The 22615-nt window shown below is 61.7% G+C and carries 20 protein-coding genes and 1 other RNA gene; 12 read left to right on the top strand and 9 right to left on the bottom strand.

The genetic code is table 11. From position 1 onward, the window contains the following. On the top strand, positions 1-1674 hold the full coding sequence (recN, locus tag IMX18_RS00910) for a DNA repair protein RecN (RefSeq protein WP_061551376.1): 1674 nt from the start codon (positions 1-3) through the stop codon (positions 1672-1674). A 206-nt stretch (positions 1675-1880) separates the two neighbouring features. Here the strand turns inward: recN and fur are convergent, their stop codons facing one another. Beyond that, a complete protein-coding gene (fur, locus tag IMX18_RS00905) occupies positions 1881-2285 on the bottom strand; it encodes a ferric iron uptake transcriptional regulator (protein ID WP_012274258.1) in 405 nt (134 codons plus the stop codon). 97 nt (positions 2286-2382) lie between these two features. On the opposite strand from fur, the gene IMX18_RS00900 reads away from it, so the two are divergent. Further along, positions 2383-2916, top strand: a complete 534-nt coding sequence (locus tag IMX18_RS00900; protein WP_015271871.1) for an outer membrane protein assembly factor BamE — start codon at positions 2383-2385, stop codon at positions 2914-2916. A 61-nt stretch (positions 2917-2977) separates the two neighbouring features. On the opposite strand, the gene IMX18_RS00895 is transcribed toward IMX18_RS00900, so the two are convergent. Continuing rightward, positions 2978-3412 carry a type II toxin-antitoxin system RatA family toxin gene (locus IMX18_RS00895; protein WP_003258078.1) on the bottom strand — a complete coding sequence of 145 codons (435 nt, stop codon included), beginning with the start codon at positions 3410-3412 and terminating at the stop codon, positions 2978-2980. Positions 3413-3574: 162 nt separating this feature from the next. Between IMX18_RS00895 and smpB the strand changes: the two genes are divergently transcribed. Further along, positions 3575-4057: an SsrA-binding protein SmpB gene (gene smpB, locus IMX18_RS00890; RefSeq protein WP_013974300.1), complete on the top strand. Its 483-nt coding sequence runs from the start codon at positions 3575-3577 to the stop codon at positions 4055-4057. 126 nt (positions 4058-4183) lie between these two features. Here the strand turns inward: smpB and IMX18_RS00885 are convergent, their stop codons facing one another. Continuing rightward, a complete protein-coding gene (locus IMX18_RS00885; protein ID WP_013974301.1) occupies positions 4184-4951 on the bottom strand; it encodes an FCD domain-containing protein in 768 nt (255 codons plus the stop codon). A 256-nt stretch (positions 4952-5207) separates the two neighbouring features. Between IMX18_RS00885 and IMX18_RS00880 the strand changes: the two genes are divergently transcribed. The 7 genes from IMX18_RS00880 to IMX18_RS00855 all read left to right on the top strand — a co-directional run bounded on the left by IMX18_RS00880 (position 5208) and on the right by IMX18_RS00855 (position 12922). Beyond that, positions 5208-6878, top strand: a complete 1671-nt coding sequence (locus IMX18_RS00880) for a lactate permease LctP family transporter (RefSeq protein WP_015271872.1) — start codon at positions 5208-5210, stop codon at positions 6876-6878. A gap of 63 nt (positions 6879-6941) precedes the next feature. Next, the gene (gene lldD, locus IMX18_RS00875; RefSeq protein ID WP_013974303.1) at positions 6942-8087 is read left to right on the top strand and encodes an FMN-dependent L-lactate dehydrogenase LldD; all 1146 of its coding nucleotides are present in this window, start codon (positions 6942-6944) and stop codon (positions 8085-8087) included. A gap of 75 nt (positions 8088-8162) precedes the next feature. Next, complete coding sequence (locus IMX18_RS00870; RefSeq protein WP_061551375.1) at positions 8163-10973, top strand: FAD-binding and (Fe-S)-binding domain-containing protein; 2811 nt, start codon at positions 8163-8165, stop codon at positions 10971-10973. A 275-nt stretch (positions 10974-11248) separates the two neighbouring features. Next, positions 11249-11545, top strand: a complete 297-nt coding sequence (locus IMX18_RS00865) for a hypothetical protein (RefSeq protein ID WP_013974305.1) — start codon at positions 11249-11251, stop codon at positions 11543-11545. Between the two features lie 99 nt (positions 11546-11644). Then, positions 11645-12039: a transfer-messenger RNA gene (ssrA, locus tag IMX18_RS00860) on the top strand. Positions 12040-12392: 353 nt separating this feature from the next. Next, positions 12393-12635: a hypothetical protein gene (locus tag IMX18_RS27880; RefSeq protein WP_054573620.1), complete on the top strand. Its 243-nt coding sequence runs from the start codon at positions 12393-12395 to the stop codon at positions 12633-12635. Between the two features lie 23 nt (positions 12636-12658). After that, positions 12659-12922, top strand: coding sequence for a DUF3077 domain-containing protein (locus IMX18_RS00855; protein WP_054573619.1), 264 nt, complete (start codon positions 12659-12661; stop codon positions 12920-12922). Between the two features lie 450 nt (positions 12923-13372). Here IMX18_RS00855 and IMX18_RS00850 read toward each other — a convergent pair whose 3' ends face one another. From IMX18_RS00850 to IMX18_RS00840, 3 genes are all read right to left on the bottom strand, one after another. Further along, complete coding sequence (locus tag IMX18_RS00850) at positions 13373-14737, bottom strand: hypothetical protein (RefSeq protein WP_054573618.1); 1365 nt, start codon at positions 14735-14737, stop codon at positions 13373-13375. Continuing rightward, positions 14734-15201, bottom strand: coding sequence for a hypothetical protein (locus IMX18_RS00845; protein WP_054573617.1), 468 nt, complete (start codon positions 15199-15201; stop codon positions 14734-14736). The genes IMX18_RS00850 and IMX18_RS00845 overlap by 4 nt, the downstream gene beginning before the upstream one ends. Before the next feature lie 127 nt (positions 15202-15328). Continuing rightward, complete coding sequence (locus IMX18_RS00840) at positions 15329-15589, bottom strand: hypothetical protein (RefSeq protein WP_054573616.1); 261 nt, start codon at positions 15587-15589, stop codon at positions 15329-15331. 120 nt (positions 15590-15709) lie between these two features. Here IMX18_RS00840 and IMX18_RS00835 point away from each other — a divergent pair, with 120 nt between their 5' ends. Next, positions 15710-16585 carry a BrxR family helix-turn-helix transcriptional regulator gene (locus IMX18_RS00835; protein ID WP_054573615.1) on the top strand — a complete coding sequence of 292 codons (876 nt, stop codon included), beginning with the start codon at positions 15710-15712 and terminating at the stop codon, positions 16583-16585. A 66-nt stretch (positions 16586-16651) separates the two neighbouring features. Here IMX18_RS00835 and IMX18_RS00830 read toward each other — a convergent pair whose 3' ends face one another. After that, positions 16652-18190: an MFS transporter gene (locus IMX18_RS00830; protein WP_217189966.1), complete on the bottom strand. Its 1539-nt coding sequence runs from the start codon at positions 18188-18190 to the stop codon at positions 16652-16654. Between the two features lie 203 nt (positions 18191-18393). Between IMX18_RS00830 and IMX18_RS00825 the strand changes: the two genes are divergently transcribed. After that, entirely contained in the window at positions 18394-19257 is an 864-nt protein-coding gene (locus IMX18_RS00825; protein ID WP_217189967.1) for a LysR family transcriptional regulator, read from the top strand. Between the two features lie 57 nt (positions 19258-19314). Here the strand turns inward: IMX18_RS00825 and gabP are convergent, their stop codons facing one another. Both gabP and gudD read right to left on the bottom strand, forming a co-directional pair. Next, positions 19315-20706: a GABA permease gene (gene gabP, locus IMX18_RS00820; RefSeq protein ID WP_217189968.1), complete on the bottom strand. Its 1392-nt coding sequence runs from the start codon at positions 20704-20706 to the stop codon at positions 19315-19317. Positions 20707-21258: 552 nt separating this feature from the next. Next, positions 21259-22605, bottom strand: coding sequence for a glucarate dehydratase (gene gudD / locus IMX18_RS00815; RefSeq protein ID WP_054573611.1), 1347 nt, complete (start codon positions 22603-22605; stop codon positions 21259-21261). Between the last annotated feature and the right edge of the window lie 10 nt (positions 22606-22615).

Genomic DNA, 22615 nt, shown 5'->3' with positions numbered 1-22615 from the left:
ATGCTGGTGCACCTGTCCATTCACAACTACGCGATTGTCGAGCACCTCGACCTCGAGATCGCCCGAGGCATGTCCGTCATCACCGGTGAGACCGGTGCAGGCAAATCGATCATGCTTGATGCCCTCGGTCTGGCCCTGGGCGACCGGGCCGACAGTGGCGTGGTGCGCCCCGGCACGGACAAGGCAGACATCCTCGCCACCTTCGACCTGGTGGACATCCCCGAGGCGCATGCCTGGCTGGCCGAGCGTGACCTGGACAACGACGGCCTGTGCATCCTGCGCCGGGTGATCACCGCCGAAGGCCGCAGCCGCGGCTACATCAATGGCACCCCCTGCCCGCTCGGCGACCTCAAGGCACTGGGCGAGCTGCTGATCGATATCCACAGCCAGCACGAGCACCAGTCACTACTCAAGACCGACACCCATCGCCGCCTGCTCGACGAGTACGCCGGCGCCGTCGACCTGGCCCGTCAGGTACAGCTGGCGGCCAAGCGCTGGAACCAGACCCGCCTGGAGCTGGAGCGCCTGTCCAACTCCGGCGATGAGCAGCGCGCCCGCCATCAGCTGCTGAGCTACCAGTTGGAGGAACTGGACAACCTCGGCCTGGGTGAATACGAACTGGAGCAGTTGGAGCAGGAACACAAGAACCTGACCAGCGCCGAAGCCTTGTTCGGCATCTGCCGCCAGGTCATCGACCAGTGCAGCGAAAGCGATTCGGGCAACGTGCTCAGCGCCCTCACCTCCAGCCTCAACCGCCTGGGTGCCGCCCCCAACTCGCCAAAGGCACTGGGCGAAGCGGCCAACCTGATCGCCAGCGCGCAGATTCAGGTCGAGGAAGCCGTGGGCGAGCTCAACCGTTTCCTCGACAACTTCGACGCCGACCCCATGCGCTTGCAGGCACTGGAAGAACGCCTCGACACTATCTATACGCTGGCACGCAAACACCGAGTGCACCCAACCGAACTGCCCCACCTGCAGCAGCAACTGATGGAAGAGCTGGAGGGCCTGAACGCCAGTGACGAGTCGATCGAGCGGTTGGGTGAAGAACTGGCCGCTTTCGCCCAGCATTATAAAGAGAAGGCGCTCGAGCTCAGCGCGCTGCGCCAGCAGGCTGCCCAGCAGTTGGCGGTGGCCGTCGAGCAGGAGATCCAGCGCCTGGGCATGCCTGGCGGGCGCTTCTGTATCGCACTTACACCCAATGAAGGAGCAGACCTTTCGCCCCATGGCCTGGAGCAGATCGAGCTACTGGTCAGCGCCAACCCTGGCCAACCGCTCAAGGGCCTGGCCAAGGTGGCCTCAGGCGGTGAACTGTCCCGCATCAGCCTGGCGATCCAGGTGATTACCGCGCAGACCTCGCGCATTCCCACCCTGGTGTTCGACGAAGTCGACGTCGGTATCGGCGGGCCTACTGCCGAAATCGTCGGCCAATTGCTGCGCCGCCTGGGCGAGCGAGGCCAGGTGCTGACCGTAACCCACCTGCCGCAAGTAGCAGCACAAGGTCATCACCACCTGTTCGTACACAAGGTGCGCAATAGCGACACTACCCACACCGCCGTGGCCAATCTGGGCAAGCGCGAGCGGGTCGAGGAAGTGGCGAGGATGCTGGGCGGCATAGACCTGACCAAGGAATCCCTGGCGCATGCGCGCAAGATGGTGGTAAGCGGCAAGGCCTGACACTCCCTGTAGGAGCGGCCTTGTGTCGCGAAAGGGCCGCAAAGCGGCCCCGGCAATCTATGCTGCGAAGCTGAAAACCTGGGGCCGCTGCGCAGCCCTTTCGCGACACAAGGCCGCTCCTACAAGGCCCATCGCCGCGCTCAAGATCCCCGAAAGCACAAAGGCGACCCGAAGGTCGCCTTTGTCATTCATAACGATAAAAATCGTTACTTCTTTTTACGTACGTACAGGACCAGATTGTGATCCACCAGCTCGTAGCCATGCTCGGCCACGATTTCGCGCTGGCGTTTCTCGATCTCGGCATCCATGAACTCGATGACTTCACTGGTATCCACGTTGACCATATGGTCGTGATGACCGCCATCGGCCAGTTCGAACACCGCATGACCGCCGTCGAAGTTGTGGCGAACCACCAGACCCGCCGCTTCGAACTGGGTCAGTACGCGGTAGACGGTGGCCAGGCCCACGTCCTCGCCAGCCTCCATCAGCGCCTTGTAGACATCCTCGGCGCTCATGTGACGCTGCTCGGTAGAGTCGAGCATCTGAAGGATCTTGACTCGAGGCAGGGTCACCTTGAGACCGGCTTTGCGCAATTCGCTATTTTCAACCATGGTCAGCTTTCTCGCCGATGCTGCTTCGCAGCTTCTCTTAATACGGGTATGATCGGGGTTTACGTTGTCCAGCCAAGATAGTGGAAGTCGCCCACCGATGCAAAACACCAAGCTCTTGCTAACCAGCCTCACCCTAGTGGGACTGCTCGCACTCGCCGGTTGCTCGTTTCCCGGGGTTTACAAAATCGACATCCAGCAGGGCAATGTCGTTACGCAAGACATGATAGACCAATTGCGCCCCGGAATGACCCGCCGGCAAGTAAGGTTTATCATGGGTAACCCGCTAATCCAGGACACCTTCAACACCAACCGTTGGGATTACCTGTACAGCCTGCAGCCAGGCGGCGGCAAACGCCAGCAAGAACGCATGAGCGTGTTCTTCAACGAAAGCGACCAGTTGGTGAGTCTGTCCGGCGACTTCATGCCAGGCGTCAGCCGCGACCAGGAAATCCTCGGCGGCAGCAGCGACACCACGGTCAGCCCGGCCAACCAGCCAGAGCAGCCAACCGCGCAGCCTGAAGAAAAACCGGCCAAGCCAGGCTCGGTGGAAGAATCCATCCAGCGCGAAATCGACACCATCGAGACCACCCCGGTCCCGACTCCAGCGCCGCTGGAAACCTCGCCTCAATAAGCGGCGAGCAGATACAAAAAAGCCCGGACCTGGTCCGGGCTTTTTGTTGCCGCTGTTTCAGTCAGGCATTCAGTTGCTTGGCACGCTGGCAAAAGGCATCCACCAGCGTATTTGCCGCCTGGTTGAACAGCGGCCCCAAAGTCGCGCGCACCAGCGGGCCAGCATAGTCGAACGAAAGGTCCAGGCTGATCTTGCAGGCCTTTTCACCCAGCGGCTTGAACACCCAAAGGCCATGCAACTGGGTGAACGGCCCCTCCTCCAGGTTCATCTCGATAGACTGCCCCGGCACCAGTACATTGCGCGTGACGAAGTGCTGGCTCATGCCGCCCTTGGCCACTTCGAGCTTGGCACGCATGTGCGTGTCGCTGGCTTCGATCACCGTCGAGGCCGAGCACCAAGGCAGAAACTGCGGGTAGCTGGCCACATCGTTGACCAGATCGTAGAGCGCCTGGGCGGGATACGGCAGCAGGGCGGAGCGTTGAATATGGGTAGTCATCCAGGCATCACTTCCAAGGCTGGGTGGCGGCGCTTCGCAGCGTGCCGAAAACAGGTTCTGTCGCAAAGACAGGGGCTGTATTGTCCGGTATTCATTGCAGTGGCTCAAGCACACCGAAATCCCATAGCCGACGACGCGGCGACTGCCTATAATGCCGCCCCTATGGCTAAACAAAAGAAACATCCGACCGGGACCATCGCGCAGAACAAGAAGGCGCGACACGATTACTTCATCGAACACAAGTTCGAGGCCGGGCTGGTCCTGTCCGGCTGGGAAGTAAAAAGCCTGCGAGCCGGCAAGGCGCACCTGACTGACAGCTACGTGCTGCTGAAGGACGGTGAGGCCTGGCTGTTCGGCAGCCACATCACCCCGCTGACCACGGCCAGCACCCACGTCATAGCCGACCCCATCCGCACTCGCAAGCTGCTGCTGAACAAGCGCGAGCTCGAGCGCCTGGAAGCGGCCGTGGCGCAAAAAGGCTACACCTGCGTGGCCCTGGCGCTGTACTGGAGCAAGCACCTGATCAAGTGCGAAATCGCACTCGGCAAGGGCAAGAAGGAATTCGACAAGCGCGACACCATGCGCGAGCGCGATTCCAACCGCGAGCTGCAGCGGGCTGTGCGGAACAAGGGCAAGGAAGAGTAATACCTCTTCTTCAGCCTGCTCCGGCCTCTTCGCGGGCTCGCCCGCTCCCACAGGTATCGCGCCGCCTTCGGGTCCGGCGCATATCCTGTGGAAGCGGGCAAGCCCGCGAAGAATCCAACACCGATCTCAACGCCCGCTACGCCGCTCCGCCCGCGCCACTCGCTGCGCTTCTTCATGCGCCTCTTCCAGCACCTCCTGCACATACAGAATGTGCCGGCTGGACACTTCCCGCGCATCCTCCGCCCTGCCCTCGACTATCGCCAGGTACAGCTCCCGGTGCTGGCTGATCAGCATGTCCCGGGTCTCGGTCCGTTGCTGGTACATGCCGCCGATGTTGGTCACCACGTTGCGCTTGAGCAGGTCGAACAAGCCCCGAATGGTGTGCAGCAACACGGCATTATGGCTAGCCTCGGCAATCGCCAGGTGGAAGCGCGCATCGGCCGCGCCTTCCTCCGCCCGGGTCACTTCGTCGGCCCTGGCATAGCAGTCCTGCAGCGCATCGAAGGCCGCCTTGAGGCGCGCCCGGTCCGGCTGGGTGGCGCGCTGGGCCGCGTAGTAGGCGCAGGACGCCTCCAGGGTATGGCGGAATTCGAGCAGGTCACGCTGCGCCTCGGCACTGTGCTCAAGCAGTTGCAGCAATGGGTCGCTGAAAGTGGACCCCAGAGACTCGGCGACAAAATTGCCCCCACCCTGGCGGCTGACCAGCAGCCCCTTGGCCACCAGCTTCTGGATCGCCTCACGCAGTGATGGGCGGGACACGCCGAACTGCTCGGCAAGGACGCGCTCGGCCGGCAGCCGCTGACCCGAGGTCAGCGTACCTTCCAGAATCATCCCTTCCAACCGATCGACGATGTCGTCGGACAGGCGCCGTTGGCGGACCTGATCAAAAACCATCACATGCTCTCCACAAACCCCCGGCAGATTTCAGGGGGCGCCTATTCTCGCCGATCCGGGCCTTGCAAACACCCACCAGGCGACGATTTTCCCCGCCCATCAGATGCCCACTCATCGGCACACGACCAAAGTTTTGCACGGGACAAATTGACACACCCACGAAGACGCTTTTAACCTAGCGCCCAGCCATTGTAAATTGGTCTTACCAATTATCCAATGCCAGTGCCTGACCAACAACAATTAGGGGCCACCCCATATGCAAACCTGGCAACAAATCTATAGTCCGCTTGGTAGTCTTGGCCTGTCCGCACTGGCGGCGGTCATCCCCATCGTCTTCTTCTTCCTTGCCCTCGCGGTGTTCCGCCTCAAAGGCCACGTGGCCGGCAGCATCACCCTCGCATTGTCGATCCTGGTGGCGATCTTCGCCTTCCAGATGCCTGTCGACATGGCATTCGCCGCTGCAGGTTATGGCTTCCTCTACGGCCTCTGGCCGATTGCCTGGATCATCGTTGCCGCGGTGTTCCTGTACAAACTCACGGTCAAGAGCGGCCAGTTCGAAGTGATCCGCAGTTCGGTGCTGTCGATTACCGACGACCAGCGCCTGCAAGTGCTGCTGATCGGTTTCTGCTTCGGTGCGTTCCTGGAAGGTGCGGCGGGCTTTGGTGCACCGGTGGCAATCACTGCCGCGCTGCTGGTGGGCCTGGGCTTCAACCCGCTGTACGCCGCCGGCCTGTGCCTGATCGCCAACACCGCGCCAGTGGCCTTTGGCGCCTTGGGCATCCCGATCATCGTGGCCGGCCAGGTCACCGGTATCGACGCCTTCCACATTGGCGCCATGACCGGTCGCCAGCTGCCGCTGCTGTCGCTGTTCGTACCGTTCTGGCTGGTATTCATGATGGACGGCCTGCGTGGCGTGAAGGAAACCTGGCCTGCCGCCCTGGTCGCCGGCCTGAGCTTCGCCGTCACCCAGTACTTCACCTCGAACTTCATCGGCCCGGAGCTTCCGGACATCACCTCGGCCCTGGCCAGCCTGATCGCCCTGACCCTGTTCCTGAAAGTCTGGCAGCCAAAGCGTTCGTTCGCCGAAGCCAAGGGCAGCGTCGGTGCCGCCGTGGTCCAGCCAAGCGGCAGCCAACCAAGCCCCTACAGCTTTGGCGAGATCTTCAAGGCCTGGTCGCCGTTCCTGATCCTCACCGTGCTGGTCACCATCTGGACCCTGAAACCGTTCAAGGCGGCCTTCGCCCCGGGCGGCGCGATGTACAATTTCGTGTTCAACTTCGCCATCCCGCACCTCGACCAACTGGTGATCAAGACCGCACCGATCGTCGCCGCGCCAACCGCCATGCCAGCGGTGTTCAAGCTCGACCCGATCTCTGCCACCGGCACCGCGATCTTCCTCTCGGCGCTGATCTCCATGGCCGTGCTGAAGATCAACTTCAAAACTGGTCTGACCACTTTCAAGGAAACCTTCTGGGAGCTGCGCTGGCCAATCCTGTCGATCGGCATGGTGCTGGCCTTCGCCTTCGTCACCAACTACTCGGGCATGTCCTCGACCATGGCCCTGGTGCTGGCCGGTACCGGTGCCGCGTTCCCGTTCTTCTCGCCGTTCCTCGGCTGGCTGGGTGTGTTCCTGACCGGTTCCGACACCTCGTCCAACGCCCTGTTCAGCTCGCTGCAGGCCACCACCGCGCACCAGATCGGGGTCAACGACACTTTGCTGGTAGCGGCCAACACCAGCGGCGGCGTGACCGGCAAGATGATCTCGCCGCAGTCGATCGCCGTGGCTTGCGCCGCCACCGGCCTGGTTGGCAAGGAATCCGACCTGTTCCGCTTCACCGTCAAGCACAGCCTGTTCTTCGCCACCATCGTCGGCCTGATCACTCTGATCCAGGCCTACTGGCTGACCGGCATGCTGGTTCATCACTAAAGTGAAAGGGGCCGGGCGCCGTCGCGCGCCCGGCAATCCCCACACGCAACGCTGCGAGAATCCATGATCATTTCTGCCTCTACCGACTATCGCGCCGCGGCCCAACGCAAGCTGCCTCCCTTCCTGTTCCACTATGCCGACGGCGGCGCCTACGCCGAGCACACCCTGCGCCACAACGTCTCGGACCTGGCCAGCATTGCCCTGCGTCAGCGCGTGCTGAAGAACATGTCCGAGCTCAGCCTGCAGACCAAGCTGTTCGACGAAACCCTGAGCATGCCGGTGGCCCTGGCCCCGGTCGGCCTCACCGGCATGTACGCCCGCCGTGGTGAAGTGCAGGCGGCACGTGCGGCGGCGGCCCACGGCATTCCGTTCACCATGTCCACGGTGTCGGTGTGCCCGATCGAAGAAGTGGCCCCGGCCATCGACCGGCCGATGTGGTTCCAGCTGTACGTGCTGAAGGACCGCGGCTTCATGCGCAACGCCCTGGAGCGGGCCAAGGCCGCCGGGGTCAAGACCCTGGTGTTCACTGTCGACATGCCGACACCCGGCGCCCGCTACCGCGACGCCCACTCTGGCATGAGCGGCAAGAACGGCCCGCTGCGCCGCGTGCTGCAAGCCATGACCCACCCCGAGTGGGCATGGGATGTCGGTGTGATGGGGCGCCCACACGACCTGGGCAACATTTCCACCTACCGTGGCAACCCCACCGGCCTTGCCGACTACATCGGCTGGCTGGCCAACAACTTCGACCCGTCGATCTCCTGGAAAGACCTGGAGTGGATCCGCGAGTTCTGGGACGGCCCGATGATCATCAAAGGCATTCTCGATGCCGATGACGCCCGCGATGCGGTCAGGTTCGGTGCTGACGGCATCGTCGTGTCCAACCACGGCGGCCGCCAGCTCGACGGCGTGCTGTCCAGCGCCCGCGCCCTGCCGGCAATTGCCGATGCGGTCAAAGGTGACCTGAAGATCCTCGCCGATTCCGGCATCCGCAGCGGCCTCGACGTGGTGCGCATGATCGCCCTCGGCGCCGACACCGTACTGATCGGCCGCGCCTTCCTCTACGCCCTTGCCGTGCACGGCCAGGCCGGGGTGAAAAACCTGCTGGAGCTGTTCGAAAAGGAAATGCGCGTAGCGATGGTGCTGACCGGCGCCAAGTCGATCAGCGAGATCACCCGCGACTCGCTGGTACGCGAACTGGGCGCCTGACCGCCCGCAAGAACGACCGCCTGATTGACCCGGGGCATGGGGCGCACAGACGCCACGGCCCCGCGAGGAGACTGCATGAGCCTGCCCGCCGCGTTCCTGCGTGATGCCGAGCGCCTGATCCCCGCCGAACGCCGCTTCGACGACCCCACCTCCACTTTGGCTTTCGGCACCGATGCCAGCTTCTACCGGCTGATCCCCAAGCTGGTGGTGCGCGTCGAGTCAGAAGACGAAGTGGTCGGCCTGATCAAACTGGCCCAGCGCGAGCGGGTGCCGGTCACCTTCCGCGCCGCCGGCACCAGCCTGTCCGGCCAGGCCATCAGTGACTCGGTGCTGATCGTGCTGGGCGATAACTGGAACGGCCGCGAAATCCGCGGCCAAGGCGAGCAGATCCGCTTGCAGCCCGGCGTCATCGGTGCCCAGGCCAATGCCTGGCTGGCTCCCTTCGGGCGCAAGATCGGCCCCGACCCGGCGTCGATCAACGCCTGCAAGATCGGCGGCATCGTCGCCAACAACGCCAGCGGCATGTGCTGCGGCACCGCGCAGAATACCTACCACACCCTGGCCGGCCTGCGCCTGGTGCTGGCCGACGGCACGCGCCTGGACAGCGAAGACCCGGCCAGCGTCGCCGCGTTCGAGGCCAGCCACGCCGGCCTGCTGGAAGCACTGGCCCGCCTGGGCCGCGAGACCCGCGCCAACACTGCACTCGCCGAGCGCATCCGGCACAAATACCGGCTGAAGAACACCACTGGCCTATCGCTGAACGCACTGGTGGACTACGACCAACCGCTGGATATCCTGCAGCACCTGTTGGTCGGCTCCGAAGGTACCCTGGGCTTCATCAGTGCCGTCACCTACGACACCGTGCCCGACCACCCGCACAAAGCCAGCGCACTGCTGGTTTTCCCCAGCGTGGAAAGCTGCTGCCGCGCGGTGACCGTGCTCAAGCGCCAGCCGGTCTCGGCCGTTGAACTGCTCGACCGCCGCAGCCTTCGCTCGGTGCAGAACATGCCCGGCATGCCACTGTGGGTAAAAGGCCTGTCGGACAACGCCTGCGCCCTGCTGATCGAGTCCCGTGCCGCCAGCCAGAGCCTGCTGCATGAACAGCTGCAACAGGTGATGGCCTCGATCGCCGACTTCCCACTGGAACAGCAGGTGGACTTCAGCGAAGACCCCGCCGTGTACAACCAGCTGTGGAAAATCCGCAAGGACACCTTCCCCGCCGTCGGCGCCGTACGCCAGACCGGCACCACCGTCATCATCGAAGACGTCACCTTCCCCATCGAGCAACTGGCCGAAGGCGTCAACCGCCTGATCCAGCTGTTCGACAAGCATCGCTACGATGAAGCGATCATTTTCGGCCACGCCCTGGAAGGCAACCTGCACTTCGTCTTCACCCAGGGTTTCAACAGCGCCGAGGAAGTCGCACGCTACCAGGCCTTCATGGACGATGTGGCGCAACTGGTGGCGGTGGAGTTCGGCGGCTCGCTCAAGGCCGAGCACGGCACCGGGCGCAACATGGCACCGTTTGTGGAGCTGGAATGGGGCCATGACGCCTACCAATTGATGTGGAAGCTGAAGCGCCTGCTCGACCCAAACGGCATCCTCAACCCCGACGTGGTGCTGAGCGAAGATCCGGACATTCACCTGAAGAACCTCAAGCCGCTGCCCGCTGCCGACGAGATCGTCGACAAGTGCATCGAGTGCGGCTTCTGCGAACCGGTGTGCCCTTCCAAAGGCCTGACCCTCAGCCCACGCCAGCGCATCGTCATGTGGCGTGACATCCAGGCCAAACAGCGCGCCGGCATCGACACCCGGGAATTGCGCCAGACCTACCAGTACCAGGGCATCGACACCTGCGCCGCCACCGGCCTGTGCGCACAGCGCTGCCCGGTTGGCATCAACACCGGCGAACTGGTGAAGAAACTGCGCAGCCAGGCCGCCGAACACGAAAAAACCGCCGACTGGCTGGCCGAACACTTCCACACCGCCCTGGGCGGCGCGCGCCTGACCCTGACCGCCGCCAATACCGCACGCAAGCTGCTCGGCGCCCCACGCCTGGGCCGCCTGAGCGCCTCGCTGCACAAAGCCAGCAAAGGCCGCCTGCCAAAGTGGACCCCGGCGATGCCACAACCACTGCGCCCACTGGACTTCGGCCCGGCCAGCAACGACGCCCGCCCTCGCGTGGTGTACCTGGCTGCCTGCGTCTCGCGGGTGATGGGCCCGGCCTATGCCGACCGTGAGCAGAGTTCGCTGCTGGACAAGACCCGCGCCCTGCTGGAAAAGGCCGGCTACCAGGTGGTGTTCCCTGACAACGCCGACAGCCTGTGCTGCGGCCAACCGTTCGCCTCGAAGGGCTACCCCGAGCAGGCCGAACACAAACGCCAGGAACTGCTTGCCGCCCTGCTGCACGCCAGCCGCGGCGGCCTCGACCCTATCTACTGCGATACAAGCCCCTGCACTCTGCGCCTGGTGCAGGACCTGGACGACACCCGGCTGGACCTGTACGACCCAGTGCGCTTCATCCGCACCCACCTGCTCGAGCGCCTGGAGTTCACCCCCCAGGACGAACCAGTGGCCGTGCATGTGACCTGCAGCACCCAGCACCTGGGCGAAAGCCAGGCGCTGATCGACCTGGCGCGGCGGTGCAGCAAACAGGTGGTGATCCCGGAGGGCATACATTGCTGCGGCTTTGCCGGTGACAAAGGCTTCACCACCCCCGAGCTCAACGCCCACTCGCTGCGCAGCCTGAAGGATGCGGTGCAATATTGCAGCGAAGGCATCTCCACCAGCCGCACCTGCGAGATCGGCCTGTCCAGCCATAGTGGCATCGATTACCACGGGCTGGTCTACCTTGTAGACCGCGTCACCCGGCCACGCAGCATATGACCGTTTAACGCAAAACCTGATAGCTGCCGCAATCCCTGTGGGAGCGGGCATGCCCGCGAACACCGGCGCAGCCGGTGCCATACACCGCGCAGCCTGCTTCGCGGGCACGCCCGCTCCCACAAGTACCGCGCCGGCTTTGGGCCCACGCTGTACCTGTAGGAGCGGCTTCAGCCGCGAACACCGGCAAAGCCGGTACCATCCCGATTGAACCCCCGCCAATCCCCCGCAGTCCACCCTTACAGGCCCACCTTCCAGAGGCCCAGAAGGAGACTCCCATGAAAGGTACCGCGCTTTCGGCCCTGTTCGCGGCCGCCACCCTGCTGGCTTCGCCGGTATTCGCCGCCGAAGACCTCTGCACCGCCAACCTGCAAAAGATCGATGACAGCATGGCCACCGCCGGCGCTACCTCCGAAGGCCTGGACAAGGCCATCACCGAGCACGTCGACAAAGCCAAGGCTGCCCAGGCATCGGGGGACACCAAGGAATGCATCGCCATCACCAGCAAAGTCCTGGAGCGGTTGGAAAAAACGGAGAAAGGCAGCGGCACCAGCGGCGGCGGTAGCGGCGCGTGAGCCCAAAAGCGGGCGACCGGACCGGCTGTCGACGTCGCCCGCGCAATGGCGTATACTCAGCCTCACGTACCGTAAGGTGCGTTAGCTTAGAGCTAGTGTGGGGCCGATCAGGATTCGACGCCGGTAGCGAAACTCTAGGTGCATGCCGAGTTGGTAACAGAACTCGTAAATCCACTGTTGCAACTTTCTATAGTTGCCAATGACGAAAACTTCGAGGCGGAGTACGCTCTCGCTGCGTAAGCAGCCGAGCCCGACCTTCTGGTAGCTTCGGCTCCAGCAATCATCAGGGGATGCCTGTAAACCCGAAATGATTGTCATACAGAACAGGATCGTCGTGTAGCACGTTGGGGGCAAAGCGACTAAAACTTACCCAACTCGTCCAAAGCACCCTGCCCGTCGGGCGGCTGCGGATTAACTCAGTAGACACGGCTAAGCATGTAGTACCGACAGCGGAGTACTGGCGGACGGGGGTTCAAATCCCCCCGGCTCCACCAAATTCCAAAGAAGAAGACGCCCTCGGGCGTCTTTTTTTGTGCCTGGTTTTTTGAGTTGAGCGAGCCCGGAAAATCAGATTTAACCCCTTCCGCGTAGGACGTTTCCCAAAGATACTCCCAGCGCCTGTTTTCCGTTGCGGTCGTTTTTTCAGAGTTTTAGTCTCGTCGGGTCGTTGTACATCAACGACCAGCTTTGACAGGCTGATGACGACCAAGCACACGGTTTTGCCTATGGCGGCTGTGTGTGGGGCACCTCGTGTGCGCCGGTTTGGTCTTCACCGGTCTGTCAACCCATACACGGCTGCCACCACTTGTTTGACAGCAAGCGCTGGTCGCTCCACTGAGGACCAAAAATGCTGAAAATAGTCCCCGATCCACCCCACCTTCCCCTTTCCTTGGAAGACACCATCATGTTGGCCTCGGACTACGCACTCTGTGCCGAAGCCGTAGCCCGGCAGGCAATGCTGATGCAGCCGCGATCGCCTGCGTCATTGTTGATCATGGCGTCAACGCAAGAGCTTGAAGCTCTGCGCAAACTTCTAGAGTCAGCGCTGGCACACATACACAAGCCAGCGGGCCCGCAAGCCGTGCACTGAATCACTACCAGGGAGATCGATCAATGGACATCGAAGACACCAAATGCACAGTCGGTAAAACCATCTTCTACCAAGGTGAAAACCAGACTCACCCACTGTTCCGCATCGAGTCCGGCATTCCCTGCCAGAACGCCCGCGAGCAAGCTTCGGAACTGATGGGCTATGCGCGGGACCTGACCATCGACGGTTTGATGGAAGACAAGCCAAAACTGATCTGGGCCGCGCATTACCTTTGCGCTTTGGGCAAGGCGCTGCTGGATGATGCGGAGCTGGGCATGATGCGCTAGCCATCTCACTTCAGCCAGCGCAGCTGCAGAGCAACCAGTTCACAGACGGGTTCGCTCATTACCCTGCGGTTTTACTCGCGAATAATCCAACGCGGTACATGGCACCGGCTGCGCCGGTGTTCGCGGATGAAACCGCACAAATTATCCGCCGAACAGTGCGTTATGTGGATTCGGTGACTGATCCGGATAGGTCAGCCGCCGATTGCTTTGCTATGGTTCCCAATTAGCGGGAAAGAGGTCTTAGTCTGCACTGGTGTGCAGCTTTGCTCCCGAATGAGAGAGTGTCCAAATGACATTGGCATTAGTACCTGTCGGCACAGCTTGCTGTGACTACATCGTATAAAAGAGCGAACACTTCGCCGCCATTGACCCCGCGCACCTGTTTTTCTTTGGTAAGAACTGTGGTTACTTTTGTTTGATAGAAGCGCCGTCCTTGGGATACCCGTCGCCCTAGAGCTTAGCGGCACGCTCAGCCAAACCATTCAGCTTTTGCGTGTAATCCAGCAACTCATCAATCTCCGCAAGCTCGACTTCACTCCAGAACTTCATATGCCGACCGTACAAGGTCCATTTGATAGCGTGAGCGCCATTCCAGAAAAGCCCCATCCACGCCGCATAGTTCAGGTTTAAAAGATTTTGCGTGGCGTACATCCGCCCGGCATTCACCGCGCTGCTGGCACCGTAGGCAAGCGCTAACATGATGCGAAAGCGCGGGTTCATTCTTCCGGGCAGCGTGTCCAATAATGCATCTGCAATAGTGGCCCCGTTGACCGCAACCTGTTTGACTACGTAGAACACCCTCATGATGACTTCCATGATCGCAGCCGGGATGCTCGTCACAAGGAACTGTCTGAAATCGTAGCCTTTCACGTACATCCACTCGATCTGCTTGCCGAAGGATTCGCCGTTGATGTTCACGTTCTCGAACATCCGCAGCAGCCCCATGAAGGGGGCCGGTAAGCCCATCCCTCGGTTCCCCTTGGCTGAAGGGGCATTTACATCGGAAAGCAGATGGCCAAACATTCTTCCCAGCAGCTGGAACAGGCCTCCCTCAGTCGGCCCCTTCGTGCTCGGGATCTGGCGTACCTCGCCGTTGACCACCACGGTGCAAGTTCCATGAATCATGTCATACACCCCGTAGAAAAAACCGAGAACGGGGTCATGAGCCAACGAACGAAGTCGGTGGTTGATCGGGTTGAGGACCTTATCCGGGGCACCAATAAGATCAGTCCAGACAGAGCTGTCCGGAGCGCCGATCTTGTATTTCTCACCTAACTTTTTGGAAAGCTCTGGAGGTAGCCAAGTGTTCAAAGTGTCTTGTACCCATTTGTTGAAGGTACCGTCTACCGGCGTATCCCATTTCGTTCCAGGTTTAGGCGGAGGCCGCACAAAAAGCAGATCGAGCACTCCCGCTAATAACCCGCTGCAACCCGCTATCGCATAGTCCCACTCATCGAGGTTGTACTTCGCATTGAATGCGCCTAAGCGAGCGGTGAGTCTTGCGTCGATAGCATCAAAATCGCTTTCGTCCAGAACGTCCTTGAGCCTGGCATCCGGATGGTTCTGACGCGCTTGCGCATAGATATCATCCAGTGTGATCGGCTCACTGGAAGCTATAACAGTGAGGGGTATTTCGGTCACGACAGTGTTCAAACTATCAGTCGTGGTATCCAACGTACCGGCAAGTGCCAACAATTGTGCCTGGAGGAGCTGTATATCGGTGGCAATCTCTGCATGTGACGTTTCAATCGCCTGCGAGCGCTGATTCAACAAGGCAAGAGCGCTCAATTCATCCTGATACAGCTCATTACTCACGACGGTTTCTTCCGAGTAAGCATTTCGATGGTTTGCTTGATCATGGCAATTTCAGCCTTGAATGTCTCGGCGTTACTCAGCAAGCGCTCCTGAATGTTATAGAGCTTCGCGATAGCTTCGCCCAAAGACGCCGCAAGCTTCGCGTTTTTACGTTTTTTCATCAGCGCATAACCACCCACACCCAGCAGGGCAATGGGGGCTGCCAATACACCGATACCCGCTACCATCCCACCGCCCACCAAGGCACCTGCAGTAGCAAGGCCGGAGCTGATGCCTGCCGCAGAAAGGCCTGTATAGCCAAGCAAATACAAGGCACCCAGTGAACCTGCAGCACCCGCTGACGAGCCCAGTGCCGCTGCAAGCCCTTCCGTAATCCCTGGATAGTCATTCTCAAGCTGATCCAGAATGTTTTTAACCTGGCGAGAAGCTTCAGTCTTGACTCGATTGATCTCAACGTTGTCCATATGCATCCTTGGCTGAAATGTTGCGGGAGACTAAGAAATACCCTATGGCAAGGCAAAATGCCATCACCCCCTACCATAGAATTGAAAATATGATCCTTTGACTCATCCAAGCCTGTTGATAAGGTCCCTACCCTTTTTCTGCAGCGACTAGGCTCTGCAACAACACCAACTTGCGCTGCAACTGCGCGATGTGCGCCTGGTCGGCACGCCGCGCCGAACGCAGCTCACGGTTTTCCATCTCCCTAATCCGTGCCCATCGTGCGTTGTGACGGCATGCCAGGGCCAGCTGCCAGAGCTCACGCAACTTCATGTACTGCATCAGGAGCACCGCCAGGATTACCCCAATCAACACCAACGCCCCTGTCGAAACCGCTTCAGACATAGTCATGTCCACTTTCCTTTGCTGACTTCAATTCGTTTCAAAGACAGCGACACGATATGTAATGTTAAACGACAGGTCTAGAATGTAGACTTATACAGGTAAAGTAATCGCGCACATGGAGAGGGTATGAAACGCAAGCAATCCATCGAGCAGGTACGCTGGGACCTGGCACTTCGCTATCGCTTGATCGAGACCGTTGCCTGGTGGGAAGGCCGGCTGACAACGGGCCACCTGATACAGAGCTTTGGCATCAGCCGCCAGCAGGCGTCGAAGGACATCAATACCTACATCACCGAACATGCGCCCAAGAACTTGACATATGACAAGCAGCTAAAGGGCTATGTACCGAGCAAGCAGTTCAAGCCGCTGTTCATCGACGACAGCGCCAGCGCCTACCTGCACCTGCTTTATCAGAACAATGAGCGGGCCCCGCACATCGACGGGCTGGCACTGGCCTACGCGCATACCCGGGTGCTGGAAGTGCCGGACCGCCCCATCCGACCAGAAGTCCTGCGTCCCTTGCTCAAGGCCTGCCGTGAAGGCCTGCGCCTGGAAACCGAATACGTGTCCTTCAATACCCCCAACGTGGAAGTGCGCCTCATCGCCCCGCACACGCTGGTCTACACCGGCATGCGCTGGCACGTGAGGGCTTACTGCGAAAAGAACGGCCAGTATCGCGACTTCGTCCTCAGCCGCCTGCGTGGGCAACCAGACTTGCTCGACCAATCGCCGAACACACGCGAGCAGGACGAAGACTGGAATGTCGAGGTGCCGATCATCTTCGAACCTGACGGGCGATTGAACGCGGCGCAGAAGGCAATCATCGAAACCGACTTCGGCATGACGCAGGGGCAACTGGTGGTGCCCAGCCGCAGGGCACTGGTGAAGTACGTGTTGCAGCGTTACCTGATCGACCACCGCAACCTGGCAGTACTCCCCGAGGCGCAGCAACTGGTGGTGAGCAACCTCAAGGAACTGAAGCCATGGCTGTTGAATGACTGATTGTCGAATGCCGCGTCGAGGGGCTTGATGCCCCAGTCGCTGTGTCGTGATGCCCCGCCGCCCGCTTCATGACTGCCTCTCAGCCAGCAACACTTCCGGCACGGCCGGCAGCGGCCGGCTCAGCAACACGCCAACCAGCATCGCGAACAGCAGCGCCGCCACACCGGCGACCTGCAACACAGCTTCGAAGCCCCCGACGAACGCCTGGCGAGCCAAAGGTGCCAGCGTTTCCCGCAACCCAGGCTCAAGCAACGCCAACGCCGCCTGCAAATCACCCGCAGCAACCCGGGTAGTCATCGCGGCAACCTGGCCCGATTGCCCAGGCGCCACGGCAGCCATGGCCTCATACAGCAACTGCCCACTACGCGAAGCCAGCACACCACCCAGCCCTCCGATTGCCAGCACAATCGCCCCGAACCGCGTGGTTGTGCTCAACCCCGAAGCCATGCCGGTGCGCTCACGCGGCACGCAAGCCATGATGTTCTTCTGCGTATCGCCATTCAGCAGCCCGGCGCCAGCACCCAGCACCAGGCTGGCCAGGGCGAATGCACCGTAACCGCCCTGCTGCGTGGCCCAGGCACACAGCAGGTTACCCGCCCCGACCAATACCAGGCCTAGCGCGAACACCTGCGCCGGGCTCAAGTGTGCAGCCAGACGCATACCCAGGCGTGGCGTCAGCAGCATGGCCACGGCAAACGGCAGCATGCCCGCCCCTGCGGCCAGGGCCGACAGCTGCAGGCCGTTCTGCAAGTAAAGCGGTAGCAGGGTCATCATCACCTGGGCGCAGGCAGCATAGGCAAACATCCCCAGCAAGGCGCCAACGAAGCGCCCGCTGCGCATCAGCCGCAGGTCGATCATCGGCCGTTCCTGGCTGCGCTCGACCATGACGAACAGGCCGAACAGGAAGGCGCTGATCACCAGCCGTCCCAGGGTTTGCGCACTGCCCCAGCCCACCTGGTTGGCATCGATCATTGCCCAGATCAGGTAACCCAGGCTGCCGGCGAAAGTCAGGCTGCCCCATGGGTCGAGCCGGGCCGCAGCGGTGTCGCGGGACTCTTCGACACTGCGCAACACCATCACTGCGAGCACTGCCACCAACGGCAGGTTGATGTAGAAGATCCAGCGCCAGCCAAGGGTGCTGGCGATCAACCCGCCCAGCAGCGGCGCAAAGGTGATGGTGGCGCCCATGCAGGCGCCCCAGAAGGCCCAGGCGCGCATGCGGTCCTGGGGTTGGTGGAAGCGGTTGCCGATCGCGGCCAGGGCCGAGGTCAGCAGCAATGCCGCGCCAACGCCCTTGGCTGCCCTGGCCAGGTCGAGGAACAGCAGGTTGGGCGCCGCGCCACAGGCCAGCGAGGCGATGCCGAACAGGGCCAGGCCGAGCAGCAGCATGCGGCGGCGGCCAAAGCGGTCGGCCAGGCTGCCAGCGGGCAGCAGGCAGGCGGCAAAGGCCAGCAGGTAGGCGCTGACCACCCATTCGATATCGGCAAACGAGCCGGACAAGTCGCGGGCGATGCTGGGCAGGCTGACCGCGACGATGTTGGTGTCGAGGATGATCAGGGCACAGACCAGGGAGGCGGTGAGCAGGGTGAAACGCGCAGAGGGCATGGTGAGGCTCCGGATGCAGGGCTGGTTGGTCAAATCGCCGGGGCTGCCTTGCCTGCGATGGACCGCAAAGCGGTCCCCTGCAATTCCCAGGCAGCCTTTGCCGCCAAGCCACCAGCCTTGTAGTGTTGGCCTCACCATAACGCCACCAGCCCCCAGGCTTGTTAGCCACGGCGGCTCGCGTCATTACCCTGCAGGTAACACTCATGGAAATCCGCCATTTCCGCTACTTCATCTGCGTCGCCCGCCACGGTCATTTCACCCGTGCTGCCGAACAGCTGGGCATCGCCCCGCCCACCCTCAGCCGGCAGATCCAGGACATGGAGCGCGAACTGGGCGTGCGCCTGTTCGAGCGCAACCAGCGCGAGGTCAACCTCACCGCAGCGGGCCAGGCGCTGTTGATCGAAGCCGAACATGCCGTGCGCCAGTTCGATGCTGCACAACTGGGCGCGCAACGGGCCGCCCGAGGCGAAAGCGGGCGCATCGAACTGGGCTATGTGGCTTCGGCCGCGTACTCGGGCATGCTCCAGCAGCAAGTCAGCCGCTACAGCGAAACCTGCCCCCGCGTACGCCTGAACATTCGCGAACTGCCCATGGCCGAACTGCCCGGCATGGTCCGCGACGGCCTGCTTGACCTTGCCTATGTGCGCTCACCGATGGAGCTGCCCGAGGAACTCGAAGCTATCGCCTTGCACCAGGAAGGTTTCGTCCTCGCCCTGCCCGCCAGCTCACGGATAAATGAAGTGCCGCAGATCCCGGCCTCGCGCCTGGCCAATGAAACCTTCATCCTGCCCGAACAGATCTCCGGCACGCTGGAAGTGGCAGCACAAGGTGGTTTCGTCCCGAGGCTCGGCCCCCAGCCGGGCAGCCTGGTGGCGGTGATCACCCTGGTGTCACTCGGCCAAGGCATCGCAGTGGTGCCAGAATCGGTGGTGCAGCGCATCAGCCTGCCGCAGGTGCACTACCGGCGTATTGTCGACTGCCAGGCCAGCTCGTGGCTTAGCCTGATCCACCGGCGCTTCGAGAAAGCGCCGGCGGCAATCAGATACATCAAGATGATGAAAGGCTGAAAAAACAAAGGGCACCCATCCACTGGTGCCCTTTGCCCTACCGCCAGGTGAACTCAATCACCCCATCGAACGCACCCCCACAGGCTGCGCATTGCCCCGCGTGGTCACGATCCCCAGGAAGGAAATCACGATCGCCAGGCCCAATGTCGAGCTCACTTCCGCCCGGTGTTCAGGCGTGAACATCATGACCGCCAGTGCCCCGCCAATGAAAAGGATCACCGCCCAGGTCAGGTACGGGAACAGCCACATGCGGAACTTCAGCTCGGTGTTTTCCCGCTCCAGGCGACGGCGCATGCGCAGCTGCGAAATGGCGATGACCATGTACACCAGCAAGGCAATGGCGCCGGAGCTGGCCAGCAGGAACTCGAACACGCCCTTCGGCGCGAAGTAGTTGAGGATGGCAATGGCCGCGCCGATCAACGTGCTGCCGAATACCGCAGCGCGTGGCACACCGACCTTGGAGGTCTTGTTGAGCATGGCCGGTGCGTCACCGCGCTTGGCCAGCGAGTACATCATCCGCGAGGCAATGTAGATCGAAGAGTTCATGCAGCTGGTCACTGCCACCAGCACCACCAGGTCGACCATGAAGGCCGCGTTGGGGATGTTCATGATCTCCAGCGCACGCTGGTAAGAGCCCACCACCGCCAGCTGCGGGTCGTTCCACGGCACCACCGAAATGATCACGAAGATCGACAGGATGTAGAAGGTACTGATGCGCCAGATCACCGAGCGAGTGGCCTTGGCGATGTTGCGCGACGGGTCGCTCGATTCGGACGCGGCGATGGTCACCGCTTCGGTGCCGATGAAGCTGAACATCACGGTGATGAACGCACCAACCACGGCCGACCAGCCCTTCGGCGCGAAGCCGCCGTGCTCGGCCATCAAGCCGCTCAGGCCGCTGACCTCGCGGTTGGGCAGCCAGCCCATAATTGCGGCGAAACCCAGGCCGATGAAACCGAGAATGGCCGTGACCTTGAGAATGGCGAACCAGAACTCGAACTCACCGTACTTGGCCACGCTGAACAGGTTGGTACCAGCCAGCAGCAGCACCGAAGCCAGGGCGAATATCCAGCTGTCCACCTGCGGGAACCAGGCGTTCAGCACATGCCCGGCGGCCAGCGCTTCGATCGGGATTACCAGTACCCAGAACCACCAGTACAGCCAACCGATGGTGTAGCCGGCCCAGCGGCCGATGGCCTGCTCGGCGTAGGTGGAAAACGATCCGGTGTCCGGGTGTGCCACGGCCATTTCGCCAAGCATGCGCATGACCAGTACCACCAAGGTCCCGGCCACGAAATAGGAAATTATGGTAGCTGGCCCGGCTGCCGCGATGGCGTGGCCAGAGCCGACGAAAAGTCCGGCGCCGATGATGCCGGCGATGGACAGCATCGTTACGTGACGTGGCTTGAAACCTTGTGCAAGGTTGCCATCAGATCCCACGGTGTTCATTGATGTTGTTCTCTTTTTACTGACACAAGGATGGACGGGCAGGTGTAGGCGAAAATATCTCCTTTGAAATCAATAAGTCGACACGTTACTCGCGCTCTGTTGTTGATATTTGGCACGCGTCACAGAGCAACGTGTCAGTGCAGGTCGGGCTTCATTTAAGCCCCGCAGGGCTGTGGGAAATTACACGAGAACGCCCCGGAACTGTTCGATCACGACAGGGCATCCCCATTAACGTCAGAAGTCGTGAATGGCATACCCGATCCCGTCACCAGGCCGTCTGGAGCTTTTGTTTTTCATTTGGGTGTGTTGTGGCTGTACGGGCCCTTTCGCGGGCTCGCCCGCTCCCACAGTTACTCCACGCCCCTCAAACCTGTGGTGTACCTGTGGGAGCGGGCAAGCCCGCGAAAGGGCCGGTGCAGCCATCACCACTTTCTGCCAGCCACAAAAAAGCCCCGGTCTCCCGGGGCCTCTGTTGCCAGGCGTCTGCCTACGCCTGCCCGGTACGCTCGAAGCACCGGACTAGCAACAGGAATCGCGAAAGGGCCCTATGCCTCAACGCACCAGGCAAGGCCGCTTGTTATCGAAGCTCCACCCCGGAATCAGGAACTGCATTGCCACGCTGTCATCCCGCGCACCCAACCCCATGTTGCGGTAGCACTCATGCGCCTTGGCCAACTGGTCTTCATCCAGCTCCACCCCAAGCCCCGGCCGCGCCGGCACGTGCACATGCCCGTCGACGATGCGCAGTGGCTCGCGGGTCAGGCGCTGACCGTCCTGCCAGATCCAGTGGGTGTCGATCGCAGTGATTTCCCCCGGCGCCGCAGCCGCCACCTGGGTGAACATTGCCAGCGAGATATCGAAGTGGTTGTTGGAATGCGAACCCCATGTCAGCCCCCAGTCGTTGCACATCTGCGCCACCCGTACCGAACCCTGCAAGGTCCAGAAGTGCGGGTCGGCCAGCGGAATGTCCACCGACTGCAACTGGATCGCATGGCCCATCTGCCGCCAGTCGGTAGCGATCATGTTGGTGGCGGTGGGCAGGCCGGTGGCGCGGCGGAACTCGGCCATCACCTCACGGCCCGAGTAGCCGTTCTCGGCACCGCACGGGTCTTCGGCATAGGCCAGCACATCGTGCTTGTCGCGGCACAGGGCAATGGCTTCCTTCAATGACCAGGCACCATTCGGGTCGAGGGTGATGCGGGCTTCGGGGAAGCGCTCGGCCAGCGCCGTTACCGCTTCCATCTCCTCCTCGCCGCGCAACACCCCGCCCTTGAGCTTGAAGTCGCTGAAGCCATAGCGCGCCTTGGCGGCCTCGGCCAGGCGCACCACCGCGTCCGGGGTCAGGGCCTTTTCGTGGCGCAGGCGGAACCAGTCATCCTCGGCATCGGCTTCGTTGCGGTAGGCAAGGTCGGTCTGCTGGCGGTCGCCGATGTAGAACAGGTAACCGAGCATCTTCACCGCCTCGCGCTGCTGCCCCTCGCCCAGCAGTGCCGCTATCGGCACGTTCAGGTGCTGGCCGAGCAGGTCGAGCAGCGCCGACTCTATGGCCGTCACCGCATGCACGGTGATGCGCAGGTCGAAGGTCTGCAGGCCGCGACCAGCCGAGTCACGGTTGGCGAAGGTCTGGCGCATGGCATTGAGCACGCGCTGGTAATGGCCGATCGGCTGGCCGACCACCAGGCTGCGGGCGTCCTCCAGTGTCTGGCGGATCTTCTCGCCGCCGGGCACCTCGCCCAACCCGGTATTGCCGGCGCTGTCACGCAGCACCACTACGTTGCGGGTGAAGAACGGGCCATGGGCACCACTGAGGTTGAGCAGCATGCTGTCGTGCCCGGCGACGGGGATCACGCGCAGATCAGTGACCACGGGGGTGCTGGTGTGAAGGGTCTGCATGTTCATGGTTGTTGTC

The organism is Pseudomonas shirazica, assembly GCF_015168335.1.
GTDB lineage: Bacteria > Pseudomonadota > Gammaproteobacteria > Pseudomonadales > Pseudomonadaceae > Aquipseudomonas > Aquipseudomonas asiatica.
This window is presented reverse-complemented; position numbering and strand designations above follow the sequence as displayed.

Bases quoted from the DNA above. Each gene is read 5' to 3' on its own strand.
- IMX18_RS00855 (WP_054573619.1), top strand. From the start codon at position 12,659: ATGGACATCGAAGACACCAAATGCACAGTCGGTAAAACCATCTTCTAC.
- IMX18_RS00835 (WP_054573615.1), top strand. From the start codon at position 15,710: ATGAAACGCAAGCAATCCATCGAGCAGGTACGCTGGGACCTGGCACTT.
- IMX18_RS00865 (WP_013974305.1), top strand. From the start codon at position 11,249: ATGAAAGGTACCGCGCTTTCGGCCCTGTTCGCGGCCGCCACCCTGCTG.
- IMX18_RS00880 (WP_015271872.1), top strand. From the start codon at position 5,208: ATGCAAACCTGGCAACAAATCTATAGTCCGCTTGGTAGTCTTGGCCTG.
- IMX18_RS00840 (WP_054573616.1), bottom strand. From the start codon at position 15,589: ATGACTATGTCTGAAGCGGTTTCGACAGGGGCGTTGGTGTTGATTGGG.
- IMX18_RS00870 (WP_061551375.1), top strand. From the start codon at position 8,163: ATGAGCCTGCCCGCCGCGTTCCTGCGTGATGCCGAGCGCCTGATCCCC.
- IMX18_RS00885 (WP_013974301.1), bottom strand. From the start codon at position 4,951: ATGGTTTTTGATCAGGTCCGCCAACGGCGCCTGTCCGACGACATCGTC.
- IMX18_RS00895 (WP_003258078.1), bottom strand. From the start codon at position 3,412: ATGACTACCCATATTCAACGCTCCGCCCTGCTGCCGTATCCCGCCCAG.
- IMX18_RS00900 (WP_015271871.1), top strand. From the start codon at position 2,383: ATGCAAAACACCAAGCTCTTGCTAACCAGCCTCACCCTAGTGGGACTG.
- smpB (WP_013974300.1), top strand. From the start codon at position 3,575: ATGGCTAAACAAAAGAAACATCCGACCGGGACCATCGCGCAGAACAAG.
- gudD (WP_054573611.1), bottom strand. From the start codon at position 22,605: ATGAACATGCAGACCCTTCACACCAGCACCCCCGTGGTCACTGATCTG.
- IMX18_RS00830 (WP_217189966.1), bottom strand. From the start codon at position 18,190: ATGCCCTCTGCGCGTTTCACCCTGCTCACCGCCTCCCTGGTCTGTGCC.
- recN (WP_061551376.1), top strand. From the start codon at position 1: ATGCTGGTGCACCTGTCCATTCACAACTACGCGATTGTCGAGCACCTC.
- IMX18_RS00825 (WP_217189967.1), top strand. From the start codon at position 18,394: ATGGAAATCCGCCATTTCCGCTACTTCATCTGCGTCGCCCGCCACGGT.
- IMX18_RS00845 (WP_054573617.1), bottom strand. From the start codon at position 15,201: ATGGACAACGTTGAGATCAATCGAGTCAAGACTGAAGCTTCTCGCCAG.
- lldD (WP_013974303.1), top strand. From the start codon at position 6,942: ATGATCATTTCTGCCTCTACCGACTATCGCGCCGCGGCCCAACGCAAG.
- IMX18_RS27880 (WP_054573620.1), top strand. From the start codon at position 12,393: ATGCTGAAAATAGTCCCCGATCCACCCCACCTTCCCCTTTCCTTGGAA.
- fur (WP_012274258.1), bottom strand. From the start codon at position 2,285: ATGGTTGAAAATAGCGAATTGCGCAAAGCCGGTCTCAAGGTGACCCTG.
- gabP (WP_217189968.1), bottom strand. From the start codon at position 20,706: ATGAACACCGTGGGATCTGATGGCAACCTTGCACAAGGTTTCAAGCCA.